The organism is Pseudonocardia oceanicola (assembly GCF_047200735.1).
Classification (GTDB): Bacteria; Actinomycetota; Actinomycetes; order Mycobacteriales; family Pseudonocardiaceae; genus Pseudonocardia.
This window is the reverse complement of the sequence record NZ_JBJZON010000030.1, coordinates 49,846-69,538: the sequence shown is the minus strand read 5'-3', so window position 1 is coordinate 69,538 and position 19,693 is coordinate 49,846. Positions and strand designations below refer to the sequence as shown.

The window sequence follows — 19,693 nt, the reverse complement described above, 5'->3', positions numbered from 1 at the left end:
CTGATGTGGTCCGGGCCCGCGCTAAAGCGCGCTGTTCACAGGTAGACGGCTCGTTTTGACGTTAAATCTATAAAACGCGTTCGCGACTTAACGCAAAATCACCTTCACGTATTCTAGATCATTCACTTCACTAATTATGAGTGTTAGCGTTTTTCCGATAAGTCGCTAATACGTTTTGGCGCTCTATCATTAACCCGCTGGCGGCTTCCCTCCCCGCGGGCGTCGTCGCAGTAGTGGGCAGCGACGCATACGCACGTCGTTGCCGGCGGTCGCACCGGTCACACAGGAGGTGGCCGCCGGGTACGCCCCGGGCGATCCGGAGCGGGGTGTCGTCGGTGACCTTGGTCGGGGCCGGGACGTCCGGTGAGCCGATCGGGTTCATGACCGACTCTGGCCCCGTGTTCGGCGACCCACGAGGCGATCAGGCCCGAGGGGGTGTAGCGGGTCTCGGCGGGAATGGCGCCTGGTCCAGTTGTGCCGCTTGATGTTTGGCGGCGCAGTGGCCGGCTCCAAGTCGGGCAGCGTCCGGCTCGTCGCCGGCCTGCCCGGCTGCGCAGTGGCAGAGTGCCGTGTCGTAGGTGCTCGTCGTCTCGGTCATGTCCATAACCTTAGCGACTTACCATCTTAACGTCAACACGTGATCGCGTTAAAACAGTGCTTTTGAGCTGCAGGAAAGCGAGTATATAACTTGCCTATGAGATGCGTAATCCGCTATAGTTATGGTCATCAGCAGCGATGACCGGAGGCCCCCGATGACCGTTCAGATCTACACCGAGCACAGCGGTCGCGCGGGCGGCGTGGAGCTGGCCCAGGGCCACGCGGTGATGCTGTCCGAGATGCTGGGGATCACCCAAGACGAGGCGCTGGGCGGCATGGGGGAGATGGAACGGCGTGATCCACCGCTGCGAGGTGCTATGGGCGTAGCGGGGCGGGACTGGCCGCCGAGGCCCTCTAGCGGCGGCCCGCCAGGGCCGACCCTGACCCCTTCCCCCTGCTTGTCCGCCTCGGCCCGATGGTGACGCGCCTGGCGGCTCGTCACGCCCCCCGGGCGGGACGGCTGCCAGGCGCGGCGCCGAGGGCCGGGGCGGACAAGCAGGGGGAAGGGGAGCGCTCCACGGGGTGTCACGCCGCGGCGGCCGGTGTCCGGGTCGCAGACAGCAGGGCGGGCACCTGCTGCACGGCGCCGGCGGTGCGGTGGTGCAGGCGTCCGTCGTCGGTCCGGATCTCGAGTAGCAGGCCGACGCGGCGGGTGACGGTCCCGAGGACGGGGTCCGGGCGGTCCGAGCGGTCGAAGCGGACAGTCATTCCGGGGGCGAGGTGCATGGTTAGATTCTCTCATACACGCTGGTCACAGATCCAGTCTAACGCTTTAACGCTTTCGCGTGTTGACGTGTTACATGTCAAAACGCTAGTGTTGTAGACATGAGCGAGGGCGAGCAGGACAAGAAGAAGGCCAGCGGCTTCTCGGCCGCCGTCGAGGTCACCGTGCGGGTGTCGGGGGAGGTGCCCGTCCGGGTGGACGTCACAAACGCCGGGACCCCCGAGCAGCAGGTGGGCCTGACTCTCGGATCGGTGCTGATCTACCTGCGCAACCCGGGGACGGTCCGGGCGGTCGTCGAGGGGTGGCGATCGGCCAACTACGCCGCCCAGCTCCTCGGTCCGTCTCGCCCGGTGACCTACCACCATGCCGGCCTCGCGCAGGTGATGGGCTCCCAGGTCTCCACGCTGGTCAGGCTCGGCGGCATCCCGAACGTGCTGGTCGCCCCGATCACCCGGCGGCCCGGCAGCCCGGTCCCGTCCCACCTGCGAATGCAGGTCGGGCCGATCGTGTGGCAGGTCTGCGACTGGAACGCCTACCACTCGATCGCCGTCGGATGGGAGCGTGCGGGGCGTCTGCTCAACGTCGGGCAGGTCGCGGAGCCAAACCCGGACGAGGAGGAGGACTGGATCGCGCCCCGGTCCTGAGCTGGGACGGCCCGGAGCCCGACGCAGCTGCGGGCCGCCGCCCTTCTCGCCACGCCGGTCGGCTGCACGGTGGACGGGTCAGGATGGGGGCATGGCTGGTACGGGGTGGACGGTGGAGATGGTCGACGAGCTCGGCGAGGCGCACACCCTCGCGGAGGGCGCCGGGGCGACGAGCGACGCGGCGTGGTTCCAGGCCCTCAGTGCGACGGAGGCCGCCGTGCTCGAGCATCCCGCCCCGGAGTACCGGATCACAGCGGCGGGGGAGACGGCGACGCTGCGGCCGGGTCGCACCGCCACCGGCGATCACGACGCCGACGCCGCGCTCGCGTCCTTGGCGGGGCTCCGCGCCGCCCGAGCCGAGGGTTAGAGGTCCGCATAGGACGCGCCCAGCACCCGTCCGGGCAGGTTTTGCGAGCCAGATCCGCAGCTCGCAGCGGCGTGACCGGCCGCCTCTTCCCCCGCGGGTCTGTCCGCGATGTCCAGGGGAGAGCGTGCCGAGCGTCCTGGGAATCGGTCACAGACGGCTGTTTTAGCTGGTAGAACCGTTGTCCACACAAGACGTATCTCGGACTGGCGCGCCTAAGGTGCGGCCGTAGGGAGACGGAGCCCGACGCGCCCCCAGACGCCAGTGCGATGACGTATCCGCTGGTCACAGCTTGTTCCACAGTAGACGTATCAGTAGTTGTCAGCCTGGTGCACGCCTTGACGAGCATGGTGGCCCCTCGCGCGAGCATCGGTCACAGCGGTCACATCGGTCACAGCCTGCCGTACACCGGGTTTGACCTGCGAAAACGCTACTGGCCGTTGTGACCGATCCGAGTAAACCGCTGTGACCGAGGGCCGAGATTCGGTCACAGCAGGCCGTGACCGACCACAACAAGCGGCTGAAGTAGTGGACACTGCTACAGCAATACGCTATAGTTATGGACATGACGAAGACAGCGATCACCGCTCTGAAGATCACCGCCGACGGCGAGGTCACCGACGTCGAGATCCCGGCCGGAGACTTCTTGCAGACGGCCTACGCGCAGATCAACTGCCGCGCGGTGGACGTCGTGACCCTGACCAGCCGCCTGGACATGTGGCTCGACGACGAGGGCCTGGTCAACGGCAGCGTGCTCAACGCGCCCGCGACGTTCCTGGCCCGGGAGTACGGCCGAACTCACCAGTCCTACGCCGGAACCGTCCTGCTCACCGAGCACAACGCCGAGGGTGACACCACGTCGCTCGGCCCGGAGCTTCGCCAGGTTGTGCTGGACGTCCTGCTTGCCGTTTGAGGCCCACCAATGGACCCCGGGCGCGCGACGCCCGGGGCCGCCCGGGTCGCGAGTCCTCGAGGTCGACGCCGTCGGCGCGGGCCTGTTCCTCGGTGCCGAGCACCCAGATGCGGCGTCCGGTGGTGCGCTGGTCGGAGAACCAGTCGGCGGCGGGATCAGCTGGAAGCCAGCGATCGCGGCGGTGCTCGGCAAGCACGGCGTAGCGGGTCTCGGGGACGCCGTCGCGCCCGTCGAGGAAGCTGTGGAAACCCATCGACCAGGCGTGGGTGGAGACCAGCAGGTACTGGCCCTCGCCGATGGGCTCGTCCACCGCCGCAATCACGTAGCCGCTCACGCCCGCCGCTCCCTCGATCCGCTTCCGCTCAGGGGGGCAGGGTTGCAGATACGCGGTTTCGGCTTTCGGCCCGGCTGGAGCTCGTGTTGGCGACCGGCGCAGCGGCCTGCGGAGCGGAGACGCCCCCGGCGGGCTGCTACTGGCCCCATCCTGCGCGGCGCAGGATCTGGTCGATGACGGGTTGTTTGGCTTCGGCGTAGTAGTTGACGTCCGGCCACTGGCGCCCGGCCAGCCCGCGTTTGGTGGCCTCGTAGCGGGCCCGGTCGTCGCCGTCGGTGCGTAGTCGGTCGCGGAAGAGCAGGTACTTGCGAACTTCGGGGTGCTCGGGTGGATAGCAGTGCAGGTTGACCGGCTCGTCGGGTTCGCCGGCGCGCAGGCATCGGTGGTGGGGTTCGCGCACGCGCAGGTCGTAGCCGAGGGCCTGCAGGTCGGGGAGGTAGGCGGGCTCGTCGTCGGGGTCGTCGAGGCCGAGGACGATGTCGACGATCGGTTTGGCCGCCAGGCCTGGTACGGCGGTGGAGCCGATGTGTTCGAGTAGGCGGACCCGGTCGCCGAGCATCTCGCGCAGCTGCGCAGCACGTTGCTGAAACCGGAGCGGCCACGCCGGGTCGTAGTCGTGGAGCTGCACGTACACCGGGCGGGGGCCGTGCACGAGCACGCCGGCCAAGGTCTCGTCGGTCAAGGGCTGGGCATCCGGCACAGCGCCACCTCTCGATAGGCAGCACATCAACATACGACACCCTCCGGCAAGCAGTGCCCAGCCGCTGCGGATCGCCGACCCCGCCGAGGTCGGCGTTGTGGCTCCCCTCGGGCGGTGACGCTGGATCAGCTCTGGAGGACACCGAGCCGGTGTTGGCGGTCCTTCGAGGTCTTGCCCGCCGGCCCCCTAAGCCATCTGGCGGCTGATTCGTCGTGACACCGTCCGCACACTCTTCGCGAGCCCCGGCCGCCCGAGGACGACCCCCGGAGCCACGGCACCCCGTGGAACGGGTAAGCCCCTCGCTCGTCCACGGGGTGTCCTTCCGTGGCGGCGGCGGTGCAGGACCCGAGGTGGGCGAGGTCAGCGCGCCGACGCCGAACTGCGCCCCTCAGTGTGCCCCCCATGGGACGCGCGGTTCAGATGAGCATCAGCAAACGATCCCAAGAGGTAGAGGACATGATCTAACGTGAAACCCCAACCACGTCTTGCCTCTAACACGTTAAAACGCTAAGCTTATGGACATGATGGACGTGGGTTTCTACTTCGAGCAGATCCCGATGAGCGGGTTCGTGTTCCGAACCGGGCCGCCGCTCTCGACCGCCGGCTGGAGGTGCGCCGATTCGCCGCCGAGCACGCCGCGGCGGCTAGGCATCGCGCTCGACGAGGACAGCTACGACATCGCGATCGTCGAGCACAGCCGCGAGTGCGGGGGCCCCCTCTGTCCCGACGAGCTGGAGGGTTTCGACCCAGCGTGCTCCTATGACCCGCTCCCGCCGCTAACCCCGCCCGGCGGGCCCGCACGGGCCCTGTCCGGCCGACAGCCCACCGACACCCTCACGAGAGGACCAGGACCATGCTCAGCGACTTCATTGAGAATCCGCAGCACGGCAAGACCCGCGGCCAGCTCGACGCCGAGATCCGCGAGGTCGTGGCCGAGACTCGCAAACGCACCAACAACCAGCTCGACCGAAGACCAGGAATGGCGCAGCCGCGACCTGCGCGAGGCGAGGGACCGGCTCAACTGACGGGCCCCGACGACTACCCGCCCGGCTGCGGCCCAGGGACCTGGACGTCCTGCCCGTCCTGCGGCGTCTCGATCCCGTGCACCGTAGCCGGCCATCCGTACCCGCACACCTGCACCGAGCCCGCCAAGCCGGCCGGACGCGACAACTCACGCTGACCGGAAGGAGCCCGAAGAGATGAGCGACACCAGGGCGTTGGGACGGCAAGCCCGAGCCCGAGGAGGACAAGCGCTTCTACGACCTCCGCGAGAGCGGCTACACCGGGTGGATCGACCAGGACGGCTATGCAGTCGACGGCCCGCCCGGCTGGCCCGAGCCAGAGCGGCCGAGCTGATCGACCCGGGGGGAGGGGAGGGCCCGGGACGCCCCTCTCCCCGCGGGCTACCGGACACGGCAACCCGCTACAAATATGGACCACACGACTGAGATGAGGTGACACCGTGATCAGGGCAGGCCGCACGGCCATCGACCGCATCGGCATCGGGGCGGCACACGGCTTGAGCGCCACGCAGGCGACCCGCCGCCGCCCCTGGGTAGACGAGGGCCACCCGGCCCCGGTGAACCGGCCTGGGGGCCGTAGGACCGGCCTGTGGGACGAGGAACAGGTCTGGGCCTTCGCCGCCGGACAGCCGATCCCCGAGCTCCCCCAACACGACGATCCGGCTGATCTGCTCGACGCTGCCGAGGCGGCAGAGTTCGCCGGAATCGAGCCGGTGACCTGGAACCGCTACGCCGAGCGCGGGGGTCTGGTCCCCGAGCCCGACGAGCAGATCCACGGGCAGCCGCACTACCGGCGCGACACGCTCACGCACTGGCTCGCCAACCGCCCCGGCCGAGGTGCCGGCGGTGGACGGCCGGTCAAGAACGGTATGACCGACGAGCAGATGCAGCAGCGGGCCGCCGAGCTGCTCGCCGCAGCAGACAGCCAGGGAACGACACTCAGCGCGCGCGAGCTGGCCCGCACCCTCGGAGTCTCACCCACCAAGGGATCCAAGATCCTCGCCGCGGTGCGGGACTCCGGGAGCGCTCACTAACCGTTCCGTGGTGTCCTGTCCCAGCGGAGCTGGCCGGGCGGTGGCCGGCTGACCTGCGAGCAGGAAGCGTGCCGGCGAGGACGGGCTGGACGAATCCGAGCGGTCGCGCTAGCAGGTGCCAGAAGTGAGGGCGGTGCTATCGAGTGCGTCGACCACGGCGTTGGTGAACGTCTCGGTTCCGCCGTGGCCGGCGTCGTCGATGACGCGAAGCTCGCTGGTTTCCCAGCGCTGGTGTAGCCGCCACGCGGTGTCTAGGGGTCCGCTGATGTCGTACCGGCCGTGGATCATCGTCCCGGGGATCCCGTTGAGCGTCGCGATGTCTTGGCTGAGTTGCCCGTCGGGCAGGAAGGCGGCGTTGCTCCAGTAGTGGGTGACCAGTCGCGCGAACAGGTATCGGAAGTCGGGGTCTTGGTAGCGCGGGTGTGGGCGGTGTCCCCCCGGGGTCAGCGAGACGTGCGCGTCTTCCCAGAGGCACCATTCCCGTGCTGCGTGCTCGCGGACCGACGGGTCTGGTTCGTTCAACATCGTGGCGTAGGCGTCGATCAGGCGTCCGGTTCGGAGCCGCTCGGGGACGGCCCCGGTGAAGCGTTCCCATTCCCGCGGGAAGAGCCGCCCGACATCCTCGGTGATCCACTGGACTTCTCGGGCCGAGGTTGTCGTGACCGCGGCGAGGACCAGGCCGTTGACGCGTTCGGGGTGGGCCTGGGCATAAGCCAGGCCCAGGGTGCTTCCCCAGGAGGTGCCCAGGACGGTCCACGCCTGGACCTCGTGCAGCTCGCGGAGCTCCTCGATGTCTGCGATCAGATGCTGGGTGGTGTTGACGCTGAGGTCGGTGAGGGGATCGGCCGCGGACGGGCGGCTGCGGCCGCAGCCGCGCTGGTCGAACAGGACGACGCAGTACTTCTTCGGGTCGAAGTAGCGCCGTGCACCCGTTCCGATTCCGCCTCCAGGCCCGCCGTGAAGATAGAGGGCCGGCTGACCGTGCGGGTTTCCGCAGCATTCCCAGTACACGGACTGGTCATCGCCCACGTCGAGCATGCCTGAGGCGTACGGCTCGATCGGTGGAAACAGCGGCATCGTCTGACTCCATCTCCTTGATGCCCGGCCTTGCCTGGACTGCCTGGACTGCCTGGACCGAGTGATCGTGGCAGTTCGGGCCAGATCCACTGAGGCAGGCCCGGACGGAAAGCGTCGGCCGCTCCGATGCTCGCGGCTCGGCCGCGCCGGCGGGGCGGCCGGGACCAGCGACGGCGCTAGTGTCGTGGCCCGACGGCGTGATCAGATCGCGAGACCCCGCACGCCCGGGCTCAGCACGCAGCAGCCTGATCGGTCGGTTCGAGTTGCCACCAGAAGGTCGCGTCGTCGTGTGGGGCGGGATGCCCGCCCATGCCGGTGTAGAGGCCGAGGGCCGGTGTGTTGTCGTTGTCGGTGAACAGCCACATCCGGGCATGGCCCTCGTCGCGGGCGAGCTGGAGGAACTGGGCGAGCAGGGCCCGGCCGACGCCGCGTCGGCGCCACGACGCCGCGACCTCGATCTCGTAGAGCTGCACCTGGGAGAAGCCGCCAGCGTGACGCTGCCGGTGCCCCCAGGCCCACCCGATGACGGTGTCGCGGTCGAGTGCCGCGAAGGCGATGGTGGCCGGGTCGACCAGAAACGCGGTGTGGTCGGTCAGCTCCACTTGACGGAACTTCCGCACTGCGGCGTCGAAGATCAGGTGATCGTTCTCGCTCAGGAGTCGAATCTCCACACTCGCGATCCTGCCGGAGCTTGGCCTGCACGCTGCGGACCACATCTGCTTAAAGACGGGGTCAGCGGCCCTCCCCGGGAACGGCCTCCAGGGCGCAGGCCGCCGCCGGAGCTGGGTAGCCCGGGGCGGTGCTCGGTAGGCCTGCGCGCTGGTCCCGAAGGACCGTGCCCGGTCGCGGTCGGGGGCTGCGACACCTGACGGCCGTAGCTGGTCGGAGCCTGCTGGGATTCTGCCCGGCCGAGAGTTCGAGCTGGTCCTCGGGTCGGCGCTCCAGGCCCTGCTGCGGCCGTGCTGGTCAATGCACGGCCAAGGCTCGTTCGAGCGCAGCTCGCCCTGCCGGTTCCCATGTCGGTTTGCCCCCGGGCAGACCGAGCCTGCCGTTGCGCCCGATGAACAGCAGGTGCAAGGCGCGCAGCACAGCCCAGCCGCGGGCCCGCGCGATGGTGGCCTCGTCCGTGTCGGCGTAGGCGTCGAAGAACCGGTTCGCCGTACCCGCCGGCAGCAGGATCCAGGCGGCGGACAGGTCGGTCGCGGGGTCGCCGGCGCACATCTCACCGAAGTCGATCATTCCGGCCAGCGTCCCTTCCTGCACGACGACGTTCGCGGGATGCAGATCGCCGTGCAGCCACCTCGGCGCCCCGTGCCATGCCGGCGCCGCGACGGCCTTCTCCCAGATCTCGCGGGCGGCAGCAGCGCTCGCGTCGTCAGCCAGGACTGTCAGCGAGCGGGTGAACTCGTCCTGCAGCCCGGCCAGCGGGATGCCGCGCGTGTGGTTGGCCGGGGCTTCCGCGGGTGCTTGCTGATGGAGAGCCTTGAGAAACCCGGCGAGGGCTTCGGCTGCGTTAGCGCGGGTGATCGGTGCGTAGTCTGCCGGGTCGCCCTCAACCCAGCGCGTGATCGATCGTCCAGGTGTGCTCGAACAGGGCCGACGGCTCGCCGATGCGCACCGGCGTGGGTGTCGGCAACGGCAGGTGCTGCGCCAGAACGGGCAGCCACTTCTGCTCGGTGCGCAGCAGAGCCGGGGCACGTTCGGTGCGCGGCAAACGCACCGCCAGCTCCGTCCCCAGCCGCCACAGCTGGTTGTCCCAGCCACCGGCGACCTCTCGAAGTTCAAGGTCCGCGAGATCCGGAGCCTGTTCCCGCAACAGCGCTCGGATCAGGGCCTGCTCGAACCTGAACTCCCCCATGAATGAGCCCTCCAAACGCCAGCGACCGCCAGTCGGCAAGCAAGCTAGCCCTCCCAGTCGAGGCGTTCGGGGTTCCACACCGAATCCTCGGCGACCTGGCCGGAGAGCACCGGGTTAAGGAAGGTTCCTGCGAGTGCCGAGGCGTCGTCGAACGAGCGGTGGTTGCGGCACATGATGACGTCGCGAGCCTCCTTCGCGTAGGTCTTCACCCACTCGCTCGGGCACTGCCAATGAGTGATCTCCGGCAGGCCACGATGGAGGCGTTCGGCGGTGATGGCCTCTCTAAGCGCGCCTGCGCTGACTTGCTGAGTCCGTGCGATCACGACCAGGTCAACGAGATCACGAACTCGACTGGAGGGAAGCTGCGCGGGCCCGTGGCGTTCGATGGTGGCGCAGAGCTTGTCCGCGATGTGGTCCGCGACCGGGTAGATCCGGTAAGGAGGACTCTCCATTCCGGGCAGCGTGATCGTCGGTTCGGGCCGGAGTAGCTGGGGGTCGCTCGTGATCACGGCGCCGATCACGACGTCCACGCTGAAGTCGCTCACCTTCCGCACACCGGCGTAGCCGTCGATCTTCACGGTCGCCAGCTCGCTGCCAGGTTGGCCGGGACGCTCTTGGCTGCGCTTGGAGTCGCCCAGCACGAACCGCAGGTAGTCGTTGAGGTCGAGGGCTGCTGCGTCCCGCAGCTCGTCCATCGCGGTATCGAGTGTCCCCGCATTGCGGAACAGGTCGATGTCTCGGCTGTGCCGTGCCGAACGGACGCGCGCGAGGAGCGCAGTTCCCCCTTTCAGGACCCAGGTTCCGTCCGCGGCATGAGTGAACAGTCGAGCCAAGAACCGGTCATAGACGAACTGCCGGGCGAGGTTGTTGCTGGTGGATCCGGCCTCTCTCGCGGTGTTGCGGCTTCGGGAGACGACTGCGTTCCACATGGCCTGTGGGGAGCTATAGCCAGTCGGGTGATCGCTCGTCGTCACTCGTCCTTGTCCTCGTCTTCGGCGCCGGGCCCGTCTTCGTCGGCTGGTCTGTCGACCTCGGTCGGCTGTTGCAGTTCCGATGCCGCCGCCAGTGCTTGCCGGGCTGCTGAAGAGACGCCGTAGGACTCGGGAAGGTTCAGCCGCGCGCTCTCTAGGGCCTGGCGTACCGCGGAGGAGAGCCCGGCAGCCTCCAGGAGGTCGACTTTCGGAGTGGCGGCGGCCAGCGCCTCGCGCACGGCTGAGTTCACCCCGAGTGTCTCCGAGAGGTCGATCTTCGGAGCGATGCCCGCCAGCATGTTCTGCACGCCTGAGGAGTTGTTGATCGCTTCGAGGAGCCTTGCTGTGCCTTGAGCTTCGAGCAGTGGCTGGATCGACGCCACGCGTGCCTCGCCGAGCGCGGCGAGGACCGAGGAGACGGGCACGCGCGCAGCACGGGCGACGTCGGCTACCTCGTCCGCGTCGACTTGCTCGGTGACGCCCCCCAGTTCCTCGAGGTGGCGCAGCAGCGCCTGCCCGTCTCCGCGAGGCAGGCCGAACCGGGTGGCGTACGGACCGATCCGCTCAGCGAGCTCGTGGCGGTTGAGCATCCGCATTCGGAGCGCGTCCGCGAGCACGCCGGCGATGTGTCCCCCGTCGTGACCATCGGCGAGTAGGTCCACGACCGTACGTAGGGGAGTCGTGACCGGCAGGCCACGGTGCAGCGTGATCTCGCTGGGAGCCAGAGACCCACGGTGCAGTCGCAGGTCCTCACGCCGAGTCTGCTTACGTCCCGGCGTCGTGAACTCGTGGCGATCCGCATCGAGGTCGCCCAGGTCGTACAGCGCCGCGGCGGAGGCGTGCGACACGACCGGCCCGTCAGGCCCGTCACCCAGGCGATCACTCGCGAGCCGACCCGGATCGAGCGCGAGCCAAGCGGCCAGCAACTCGATGTTCTCAGCCCCCATCGCCCCCCGCAGGGCATAGACGCCGTGGGTGAGCCGCATCAGGACCCCGGCTTTGCAGAGACGTGAGATCTGGACTCTGCTGAGCCCGGCGGCGACGGCTTGTGACGTGGTCACCAGGCCCCATTGACCGGCAGCGACGTCGGCCAGCGTCAGCTCCGCGTCGCTAGTCATACTGCAATAGTATCACCCAGGATGTAATTATCGCAGTGCAGCGGGGAGATCGTTGCAACTTTCGCAGCAAACCGGCACAAAGTCCGTAAGGCAGTGCTCCGGGTCTGCCCCGGGCCACACGGCCTCGCGACTCGCTCAACGCCCACGACGTCTCACTGCCCACAACGTAACCAGATCGGCAACGGCGAATGGCCCGACCAGGGCGCTTGCCAGGGCAGGTAGTGCCCTGGAACGGCCTGCCCCAAGATCCGGTGAGGGTTAGCCTCGACCGGCCCGGGGGGAGGTGCGGGCGAGCTTGTCGACGGCGTTGCGCTTGGACTCCGCCGTCGTCGGGATAAGCACGTGCGGGCCCGGCGCCGGCTCGGCCTTGCTCGGCTCCGCCTTGCTCGATGACGAGCTGGATCGGGACGAGCCGCCCGCCGCAGGCTTCTTCGTTGCGGCCTTCGCGGTGCTGCTGCCCCGCCCGCTCGCCGAACCCGACCTCGAGCCCCCGGCGGTGCTCCCTTCCCCGCGGGTCGACTTGCGCGGGGCGCTGCGGCGCTTCGTCGGCCTGCTCTTAGACTGTTCCGCAGACGCGCCCGGGCCCCGGCCGCCGGCGCCGAGGCTTGGGCGGAGGAGGCTCGCGAAATTGACGATCTCGATATCCGTCAGTGGCGCTCCGGAATCGGTCGCCTCCACAAGCAGATTGATGATGAACTGTGTGGGTGTCAGTCCGTCGAAGTTCACTGCGCCGAGTGTGAGACCCTCGTCCTCCTGAGCACAGCCCGAAGGCTGATCCCTCACGGGACTTCCCTACTTCCAGTAGTCCCAAACGAACCTTTCGGTGTGTTGACGAGGGGCCTACTCGCTCGAAGGGGTTGCGGATGCATCAGGAGGACTGGTGGTGCCCAACTCCTTATGCCAATCCTCAGATAGTCTCGCTGCAGCCGCCATCAATCGGTCTGCGTAGGCGTCGGCCGAAGGCTTCACCCACTTAGGAGTCACGGTGCGCCAAAGGGCAAGCATCAGAACCGAAATAATGATGGTAGCCACCGCTGCACCAGCCCCGACTACTCGAACGTTAAACGCGATCGATGTAACTAGTGCGATGATTCCACCGAGCGTGCCGAGAAGCGCCGCGACTATGCCCCACCGCTTGAAGCTATAGAGGTTTCGGGCGAATCCATAGTTACGATTTTCCTTATCTAGGAGGGAAAATCCCCCTACCTCCCGACACTTGTCGATAAGTCTGCGTGTAGCTGCTATATATTCGGCGTCGGCCGCATGAGGTTCGTTTACCTCGCGATTTTTGCTTGGAAGGCGATTAGGCGCATTGATTGCCTTTTCTATTTCGCGGTGGCGCCTAGCCACCTCGCGCTCGCTCGCATTCGACCGGTACCGCAGACGATGAGTCGTCGGTGCTCCTCCCCAGTCCTCCCACAGCTTGCGCTGAGCATCATTGCCCTTATCTCGTGCTGTCAGGGCTACCCACGATAGCAATCCGAGGCTGACAAGGGACCAGTAGCGCTGGCTCGGTGGAACAAGCGGTAGTGCAGCTAGCCCGAGTGCTATCAAGGGTGCAGAAACCAGGGCGGCCGGAGCGAGCCGGGTCTTGACGTTGTAAAGGTCGAAAGCGCTGCCGACCTTGGCGGCGGTCTCCGGCGCGCTCAATTTTCGTTTTCCTCCAGCCAGGGAAGCTCCGTGGCTGGCGAATAGTCGCTACGTGCAGGTGCCCCACGCTGCCACCAGAAGTTCGAGCCTGCTGTGCGGAAGACAGGATAGCCGCGCCGCTTGAACGCGTTGGCCACCTCGGCGCGGGGATAGTCGTCGGCTTTGGCGGCCACACTTGCGACGGCTGACCCGCGTCGTATCGTGGTCTTTTGTCCCAAGAGGCGATCTAAGGTGTCGCGGTCGACGTTGTGCCGAGACCCATGATGCGGCATCTGGACAACGTCGAAGTCGCTCGGATACACCCGAATGAGGTCTAGGGTCTCCATCGCGCCATTCAGCGCGGGAACACCGGCATCCCCCGTGAGCAAGATCCGATTATCGTCGACCTGAATCTCCGTGACGACGCTCATATTGTTCCGCGGTGTAGTTCCACCGTGGTCAGTCAACAGCGTTTCGGGGGGCTCGCCAAATATCGGTGTCAAGCTGGCGCGAATGGCCTCTGCGGCCTTGTGGGCGTACTTTCGAACCGCTAATTCGATCTTAGATCGAGTGCTAGCTTGTTCGGCAAGCTGCTCTCGGTAGAAGTCCTCAGTCGGGCCAGCAATGGTCAGAGCGCCACCAAGATATGTTTGCCTAGCGAATGGTGAGGTCACGATGGTGCCGAACGAGCGTGCAAGCGCAGCCAGCTTGTCGGCCTCGGCCGCCTTTACCTCGTCTGAGTCCGTGTAGCCATATAGGCTGGGGCGATGGAGGAGGAGTTCGGCAACCCGTAGTTCCTCGACAACGACGTAGAGTCCACTAATGTGATCTTGGTCGGGATGTGTTGAGATAACAAGGTCAACAACATCGGTGTTGTATCGGGTTTGAACGAACTCGACGATCTCGTGTCCCACGGATTCAAAGCCACCGTCAACCACGAAGACCGCATAGTCGCCCGTGTCGGGCCGCGTCAGACGGCCTGTGATGGCATCACCACTGTTCGATTCCTCTCCGACGCGGAGGAAGTCGATCTCGATCACTGCACACCGCCCTACGGCATCAGCTCCTGAGGGCCGGGGAGCGAGCCCTCACCGACAAGTGTTGCAGCGTGATCGCTCTCCGTGCTGGTTCAACGCCGTGTCTGCCGCTCGGCTGCGCCCAGAGGGCCCTCGTATGACGCGAACGGGCGATCTACGTGAGCTGTCTGGTTGCGGAGGGTCTGCTGAGAGCCGTTGGACGCGCCGCCACGAGGTCCGGCAATTAGACCGGGGAGCTGGTCGGTTGAGTAGTGAAGGATGGACTCGCAGACGTCGTGACCTACCGGCGACTGTGTGGTGTTGCCAAGCGTGTAGCCAGGCCCCCGATCCCAAACGTTCGTGCCCGACAAGCCTTGAACTGAGGACCTGAGTCCTTCAAAGTTGATTTTGCAAAGCGGGGGGTCGTGATCCCGGGTGTCGCCCGGTCCGGTCCTGTCGGTGCCGGTCCATGCGCTTGCCAGATGCCCGAGCGGACAGCCTTCGTGGACGAGTCATTCCACGAGCACCCCATCGAGGGCGTCTACGTGCTCGCCTTCGCCGTGTTCGACACAGGAGCCGCCGAGGCGCGCGAGGCGATGCTGCGGCTGCGCGGGCCGCGCCGCACGGAACAAGCTGCACTGGAACGAGATGGACACCCGCGACCAGCAGAACGCCGCGGCCACCGTCGCCGGGCTCGACGGGATGCACCTGGTCACTGTCGGCACCCCAGTCCCACGACGGCGCCAGGCGGCGGACGAGCCTGCGCCGCCTGGCCTTCGAGCTCCACGGCCTGGGCGTCGCCAAGATCATGATGGAGAGCCGCCAGGACACCCTCGATCGCGCCGACGTGGCCCTGATCTCGGCGTCGCGGCACGACTTGCCCAAGGGCACCCGGTTGCGGGTGGATCACCAGCGCGGGGCTTACGAGCCGCTGTTTGGGTGGCTGACATCGTGGCCGGCGCGATCCGGGCCGAGCGTGAGGGTCGTACCGCCTACCGAGAGACCCTCGCCGGGGTGGTCCAGGTCATCGGGGTCCCCCTGCTGAGTAGCGCCTGCCACGCTGGCTCTCAGTGGTGCGTAGTGAGCCCCTGACATGCAGAAGGCCGCGCTCCCGGTTCTGCCCCAGGTCACACGGCCTTGCGACTCGCTCAACGCCCACGGCGTTGCGCTACCTACAGGGTAGCCAGTCTGGCACCGCAACAACCGGGGCCGGACCCTCTGACCTGGGGCGGATCGTTCCGTGGAACGACCCGCCCCCGCCCTGCAGAGGGTCAGCCTCGACCGGGCCCGCGGGGGGAGGTGCGGGCGAGCTTGTCGACGGCGTTGCGGAACCGCTCGTTGCTGCGCCACAACGCGATCATGGCCCGGACGCGGGCGTTGGAATCCGCGCCGTCGTCGAGCTTGGCCAGGCCCAGCTCCCGGTAGTCGTCGGGATGCAGGTAGAGCCCGACACGCTTGGACTCCGCCGTCGTCGGGATAAGCACGTGCGGGCCCGGCGCCGGCTCCGCCTTGCTCGATGACGAGCTGGATCGGGACGAGCCGCCCGCCGCAGGCTTCTTCGTTGCGGCCTTCGCGGTGCTGCTGCCCCGCCCGCTCGCCGAACCCGACCTCGAGCCCCCGGCGGTGCTCCCTTCCCCGCGGGTCGACTTGCGCGGGGCGCTGCGGCGCTTCGTCGGCCTGCTCTCGGCGGGTTGTTCTACTGGCGCTGCCGGGGCCTCGACTGCCGGTGCCGCGGCTTGCGCGGGCACCGTGTTCGCCGCCGTCTCGCTCTGCTGTCCCTCCTTGGTCGGGTTCGCCGAGCTGCTGGCGTCGGCCTGCTCGTCGACCTCGCCGAGGGATCCCAGGATCGATCGCCGCCGTGCCATCACTGCGCCACCCTTTCGTCAGTGCTGCTGTCCTTGCTCAGTTCGGGCTCCGGCCACTTCATGCCCAGTAGCCCGGCGAACACCTCGCCGGCCAGGAGCCGGAACTCCCGTTCGCCTGCGCGCGCGGTGGAGTGCTTGCCGCCGGGCATGGCGGTGATGGGTCGGTTGGCTGCCACAGCCTCGGCGTGCACCGAGAGATCCCGGATCATCGTGCGGGCCACGGTGACGCCGGTGCTCGCGATCTCGGTGAGGTCGTGCAGTGCGTTGGGCACGCTCGGCGTCTTGACCAGCGTTCCGACCAGTAGATACGGCACTCCGGCTGGCATGACGGCCTTGCGCAGGACCTCGACGACCGGGCGGAGGTCCATGACTCGCACGCCGGACGGGACGAGCAGGGCGTCCACCACGGGCGAACCGTCGGCTCCGTTGAGCAGCGCGGTCCAGGCGTCGGAGGACTTCGCCCCGGGGAGGTCGACGATCACCAGGTCGTAGTCGACCAGCTCACGCAGTCGCGTGAGCGCTTTCGCCGAGTCCTCAACCATGTCGACGTCGATCGGCATCAGCTCGCCGGCGCGCATGGTCCAGTCGTAGGCGGACCGGTTGTCGTCGGCATCGATCAACAGGACGTTGTAGCCCTCGTTCGCAGCGAGGACGGCGAGGGTTACTGCACTCTGCGTCTTACCGACACCGCCCTTGGGCGAACCTACGCCGAGCACCTTCGGGCGCTGGGTGGAACTGCTGGACGACCGGCTCATAGGCGCAGGGTAGCGCTAGCGCGTTGACGTGAAAACGTCGGCTCGCCGCACCTGTGGGCAAGTTAGCGATTTAGCGTGAAACGAGGACCGGCCCCGACATGTTTCTGGGGCCGGCACCTCTGGAGGCTCGATCACGCGCCGCCCGACCTGGCCGAGCAATGTCCTCGCTTCCGCTACTCAGGAAAGCTACGCGCGGCCTCTCGGCAACGGCGACGGTGAACATCGTGGCGAGAAGGTCGGCCTGGCCGAGTGTCTGGGGAGGGTCGCCGCCAGGTGGCCGGCGATCTGCTGGGGGCGAGTGGTTCGGACGGTCGAGCGCGCGATGCCCCTGACACGTGTCTTAGCCACCGCTTCGGGGTTAGCGCGGGTTCTCCTCGGCGGATGCATTGAGAAGGCTGGGCCAGGCGCGCCCCCGCCCGGTTCCGTCGGGGCTGTCGGGAAAGATTCACCCGATGAGCTGGTACGCCTACGTCGATGAGTCCGAGCCTGACCCCAGGTTCGGAGCAGGGACGTACGTGCTCGCAGCGGCGTTGATCGACCAGCGTGATCACGAGACGGCTCAGGCCGCGGTTGCCGCGCTGCGGTTGAAGGGGCAGCGGAAGCTGCACTGGCATGATGAGGATGCGCCTCGCCGCAAGCTGCTCACCGAGACCATCGCGGAGCTTCCTGCACTGCACTTGATCGTGGTGAAGGTCGATCAGAGCGCGACGTCGGAACGCCGCCGGCGGCTCTGCCTGGCTCGGCTGCTACCTGAGCTGGATCGTCACGGGGTGCTTGAGGTGTACCTCGAATCGCGAGAGCGAAAGCAGAACCAACGGGACATGAAGATCCTCGACGCCATGCGCGCTCAGCGGCAGGTCGGCGCGCAGCTGCGGCTCTACCACCAGCCGGGTCCGGCGAATCCGCTTCTGTGGGTGCCAGACGTCGTGGCTGGCGCAGTTGGTTCAGAGCGCGCGGGAGAGCCTTCCTATCTGGACAGGCTCTCGGGGCTGACTACCTTCTACGAGGCCTGAACAGGGCGCAGACATGGCGCGAGCCCGAGACCCCGTCGTCCGGCGGGAACTTCTCGGGCTCACTTCCAGATGCTCCGCAAAGCACTGGCTACGCCTTAGAGACTGCCACCTCCGGTGCAGGGTTGCAAACCAAGGGCGGGCGAGCAGCCCGGGGCGCTCGTGCTCGGTGATCGGCGGAGGCTTCACGACGAACTAGCTAATCCCTGATCGCTACGACGGACGTACAAGCGCCAGCGATTTGTGTACAGGAGGTGTCAGGTTTCGGTGTCATCGTGGTGGCGTGTACGAAACCGAACCGGAGACCCGGGAGCTGCAGACCCTCATCGACGCCTCGCTCGGCCGGTCGACCGCGCACCTGCAGTCGATCATCACCGGTGAGCGCAGCCTGACCGCCGAGCAGCTGACGCGGGTGCTCACCGGGATGTGTGTCCTCGTGCTGTCCACGGTCACCGCGAAGGGCGAGCCGCGCGTCAGCGCCGTCGACGGGCACTTCCTGCACGGCCGCTGGGTGTTCGGAACGGCACGCGGCGCCGCGAAGGCGCGGCATCTGAGCGCGCGGCCCGCAGCGAGCGTCGCGCACGTGCGCGGCGAAGAGCTGGGGGTGTTCGTCCACGGCACGGTCGAGGAGCTCGTCGCGGCGGACGGGTCCACCCACCCCGATTGGCCCCCGATCCACGAGCACCTGCGCGGGTTCTACGGCGACACGTCGTTCGACTGGGACGATGTCGTCTACTACAGGCTGCGGCCGACCTGGATGACGGTCTACGCGACCGAGCCGGACCGGCTGCTCGCGCAGGCCTCGTAGCGCCCGCGGCCAGGCGGGGCCCACCCGGGGATAAGTCACAGGACTACCGCTTGCTCGTCGTGCGCAGAGCCCAGATGTTCGATGTCCCGCGCCCCGCGCCTGGAACCGTGCACGATCTGCACCGCGATCGCTGCGGACCGGGTTCGTACCGTGCGCACGTACGCCACGACCGCAGACTACGAACCCCGCTTAGTCTAGGCAGATCACGACGGAACGCTGTTCCCGTCGCTAGTTGACACGGTCGCCGAGGGGCTAATGTCGTCCCGGTCCTCCCGGGCGACCTTCTCGCCGCGCCATCTGGCCGGCGGTACGGGGTGCTGACAACTGCAGCAGCGGTACACGGCCGGGTCGCAGGTAACACCGGACGTGTCTCTCGCGACACGTGATCGTGATGCGTCCTGCGCCCCGTCGTCCTAACGCCGTTGGTGCGGTCGCGTTGAGCGTCGCCGTTCTCGGCATGCTGATGGCGGCGATGGGCGGCCTCGTTGACTGGTGGGGCGGGGGCGGTCCGGCTCTCGCGGTGCTGGCCATCGGAGCAATTCTGGGCATCGTCGGGATGGCCCGCGGCCAGCAGCCCGACCTCCGTGCCGGTACCTCAACCGCCGCGTTCATCCTCGCGGTGGCTGGCGCGTTGGTCCTCATCTTCCTGCCGTTCAGCCGCTCCTAAGCAGGAGGAGGGGCCGCCTTCCCCGCGGGCTCTGTAGTTGTTAGGAGGCCGCTCGGGGATGTTCGAGGGCCTCGGCACCGGTTAGCACCGTGGCGAGCACGTCGGCGAGGTTCAGTGACTCCGCCGCCCGGCTGATCATGTCGGCGCAGGTGTCGAGTGCCCATGCGGATAGCTGGTCGCTGCCGGTTTGCCCGTCTCCGTTCACGGTGCTGAGCGCGGCGGTGATCTCCTTGGCTGTGGACTCGAGGGCGCGGGTGACTTCCCGGCGGAGCTGCTCGCTGGAGCCATGGCTGTCGCTGATCAGTTTCGCGGCCCGCATGGTGGCCGCGCGGTCGTGTTCTGTCCTGCGCTGACGACGCTGCGCGAGGAGCTGGGCCACGACGTCTGTCTGGGCAGTGGCCCGGGGGGTTCGGGGGCTGCCACTAGGCATAGCGCGGTCTCCCTCGGTAGTCGTTTCTGCGACCTCTGTGACGGGAACGGTACACCTGAGCGAATCCGAAGGGGAAGATCGGCGCTATGCTCCCCCTCTGAGCGCGCGATCGGCACCCGCCCGCAGACCCTGGGCGGCACGAGCGGAGGGAGGTGCA

The 19,693-nt window shown here is 67.5% G+C and carries 22 protein-coding genes; 8 read left to right on the top strand and 14 right to left on the bottom strand.

What is annotated here, in order from left to right; genetic code table 11:
• Window positions 1-1,122 precede the first annotated feature (1,122 nt).
• Entirely contained in the window at window positions 1,123-1,323 is a 201-nt protein-coding gene (locus ACL02T_RS30040; RefSeq protein WP_412834168.1) for a hypothetical protein, read from the bottom strand.
• A gap of 99 nt (window positions 1,324-1,422) precedes the next feature.
• Here ACL02T_RS30040 and ACL02T_RS30035 point away from each other — a divergent pair, with 99 nt between their 5' ends.
• From ACL02T_RS30035 to ACL02T_RS30025, 3 genes are all read left to right on the top strand, one after another.
• The gene (locus ACL02T_RS30035; protein WP_412834167.1) at window positions 1,423-1,965 is read left to right on the top strand and encodes a hypothetical protein; all 543 of its coding nucleotides are present in this window, start codon (window positions 1,423-1,425) and stop codon (window positions 1,963-1,965) included.
• Window positions 1,966-2,056: 91 nt separating this feature from the next.
• The gene (locus tag ACL02T_RS30030; RefSeq protein ID WP_412834166.1) at window positions 2,057-2,332 is read left to right on the top strand and encodes a hypothetical protein; all 276 of its coding nucleotides are present in this window, start codon (window positions 2,057-2,059) and stop codon (window positions 2,330-2,332) included.
• 562 nt (window positions 2,333-2,894) lie between these two features.
• Complete coding sequence (locus tag ACL02T_RS30025) at window positions 2,895-3,242, top strand: DUF3846 domain-containing protein (RefSeq protein WP_412834165.1); 348 nt, start codon at window positions 2,895-2,897, stop codon at window positions 3,240-3,242.
• Between the two features lie 470 nt (window positions 3,243-3,712).
• On the opposite strand, the gene ACL02T_RS30020 is transcribed toward ACL02T_RS30025, so the two are convergent.
• Window positions 3,713-4,258, bottom strand: coding sequence for a GrpB family protein (locus ACL02T_RS30020; RefSeq protein WP_412834164.1), 546 nt, complete (start codon window positions 4,256-4,258; stop codon window positions 3,713-3,715).
• Between the two features lie 871 nt (window positions 4,259-5,129).
• Here ACL02T_RS30020 and ACL02T_RS30015 point away from each other — a divergent pair.
• Together ACL02T_RS30015 and ACL02T_RS30010 are read left to right on the top strand one after the other, a co-directional pair.
• Entirely contained in the window at window positions 5,130-5,456 is a 327-nt protein-coding gene (locus ACL02T_RS30015) for a hypothetical protein (RefSeq protein ID WP_412834163.1), read from the top strand.
• A gap of 282 nt (window positions 5,457-5,738) precedes the next feature.
• Window positions 5,739-6,332, top strand: coding sequence for a hypothetical protein (locus ACL02T_RS30010; RefSeq protein ID WP_412834162.1), 594 nt, complete (start codon window positions 5,739-5,741; stop codon window positions 6,330-6,332).
• Between the two features lie 108 nt (window positions 6,333-6,440).
• Here ACL02T_RS30010 and pip read toward each other — a convergent pair whose 3' ends face one another.
• The 11 genes from pip to ACL02T_RS29955 all read right to left on the bottom strand — a co-directional run bounded on the left by pip (window position 6,441) and on the right by ACL02T_RS29955 (window position 16,621).
• Window positions 6,441-7,409 carry a prolyl aminopeptidase gene (pip, locus tag ACL02T_RS30005; protein WP_412834161.1) on the bottom strand — a complete coding sequence of 323 codons (969 nt, stop codon included), beginning with the start codon at window positions 7,407-7,409 and terminating at the stop codon, window positions 6,441-6,443.
• Between the two features lie 230 nt (window positions 7,410-7,639).
• Window positions 7,640-8,080: a GNAT family N-acetyltransferase gene (locus tag ACL02T_RS30000; protein WP_412834160.1), complete on the bottom strand. Its 441-nt coding sequence runs from the start codon at window positions 8,078-8,080 to the stop codon at window positions 7,640-7,642.
• Between the two features lie 295 nt (window positions 8,081-8,375).
• Window positions 8,376-8,936 carry a phosphotransferase gene (locus ACL02T_RS29995; RefSeq protein ID WP_412834171.1) on the bottom strand — a complete coding sequence of 187 codons (561 nt, stop codon included), beginning with the start codon at window positions 8,934-8,936 and terminating at the stop codon, window positions 8,376-8,378.
• Window positions 8,937-8,961: 25 nt separating this feature from the next.
• Window positions 8,962-9,267 carry a phosphotransferase gene (locus ACL02T_RS29990; protein ID WP_412834159.1) on the bottom strand — a complete coding sequence of 102 codons (306 nt, stop codon included), beginning with the start codon at window positions 9,265-9,267 and terminating at the stop codon, window positions 8,962-8,964.
• Window positions 9,268-9,311: 44 nt separating this feature from the next.
• The gene (locus tag ACL02T_RS29985) at window positions 9,312-10,241 is read right to left on the bottom strand and encodes a nucleotidyl transferase AbiEii/AbiGii toxin family protein (protein ID WP_412834158.1); all 930 of its coding nucleotides are present in this window, start codon (window positions 10,239-10,241) and stop codon (window positions 9,312-9,314) included.
• On the bottom strand, window positions 10,238-11,356 hold the full coding sequence (locus tag ACL02T_RS29980; RefSeq protein WP_412834157.1) for a type IV toxin-antitoxin system AbiEi family antitoxin domain-containing protein: 1,119 nt from the start codon (window positions 11,354-11,356) through the stop codon (window positions 10,238-10,240). The genes ACL02T_RS29985 and ACL02T_RS29980 overlap by 4 nt, the downstream gene beginning before the upstream one ends.
• A gap of 258 nt (window positions 11,357-11,614) precedes the next feature.
• The gene (locus tag ACL02T_RS29975; RefSeq protein WP_412834156.1) at window positions 11,615-12,082 is read right to left on the bottom strand and encodes a hypothetical protein; all 468 of its coding nucleotides are present in this window, start codon (window positions 12,080-12,082) and stop codon (window positions 11,615-11,617) included.
• Between the two features lie 114 nt (window positions 12,083-12,196).
• Window positions 12,197-13,006 (bottom strand): DUF2207 domain-containing protein, encoded by an 810-nt coding sequence (locus ACL02T_RS29970; RefSeq protein ID WP_412834155.1) that lies wholly within the window; start codon window positions 13,004-13,006, stop codon window positions 12,197-12,199.
• Window positions 13,003-14,025 carry an MBL fold metallo-hydrolase gene (locus ACL02T_RS29965; RefSeq protein WP_412834154.1) on the bottom strand — a complete coding sequence of 341 codons (1,023 nt, stop codon included), beginning with the start codon at window positions 14,023-14,025 and terminating at the stop codon, window positions 13,003-13,005. The genes ACL02T_RS29970 and ACL02T_RS29965 overlap by 4 nt, the downstream gene beginning before the upstream one ends.
• A 1,247-nt stretch (window positions 14,026-15,272) precedes the next feature.
• Window positions 15,273-15,866: a hypothetical protein gene (locus ACL02T_RS29960; RefSeq protein WP_412834153.1), complete on the bottom strand. Its 594-nt coding sequence runs from the start codon at window positions 15,864-15,866 to the stop codon at window positions 15,273-15,275.
• Complete coding sequence (locus ACL02T_RS29955; RefSeq protein ID WP_412834152.1) at window positions 15,866-16,621, bottom strand: ParA family protein; 756 nt, start codon at window positions 16,619-16,621, stop codon at window positions 15,866-15,868. Before ACL02T_RS29955 ends, ACL02T_RS29960 begins: the two co-directional genes overlap by 1 nt.
• 452 nt (window positions 16,622-17,073) lie before the next feature.
• Between ACL02T_RS29955 and ACL02T_RS29950 the strand changes: the two genes are divergently transcribed.
• The 3 genes from ACL02T_RS29950 (at window position 17,074) to ACL02T_RS29940 (ending at window position 19,106) form a co-directional block, all read left to right on the top strand.
• The gene (locus tag ACL02T_RS29950; protein WP_412834151.1) at window positions 17,074-17,634 is read left to right on the top strand and encodes a hypothetical protein; all 561 of its coding nucleotides are present in this window, start codon (window positions 17,074-17,076) and stop codon (window positions 17,632-17,634) included.
• A 280-nt stretch (window positions 17,635-17,914) separates the two neighbouring features.
• Window positions 17,915-18,439: a pyridoxamine 5'-phosphate oxidase family protein gene (locus ACL02T_RS29945; protein WP_412834150.1), complete on the top strand. Its 525-nt coding sequence runs from the start codon at window positions 17,915-17,917 to the stop codon at window positions 18,437-18,439.
• A gap of 436 nt (window positions 18,440-18,875) precedes the next feature.
• Window positions 18,876-19,106, top strand: coding sequence for a hypothetical protein (locus ACL02T_RS29940; protein ID WP_412834149.1), 231 nt, complete (start codon window positions 18,876-18,878; stop codon window positions 19,104-19,106).
• 40 nt (window positions 19,107-19,146) lie between these two features.
• Here the strand turns inward: ACL02T_RS29940 and ACL02T_RS29935 are convergent, their stop codons facing one another.
• Entirely contained in the window at window positions 19,147-19,485 is a 339-nt protein-coding gene (locus ACL02T_RS29935; protein ID WP_412834148.1) for a hypothetical protein, read from the bottom strand.
• Window positions 19,486-19,693: the final 208 nt, after the last annotated feature.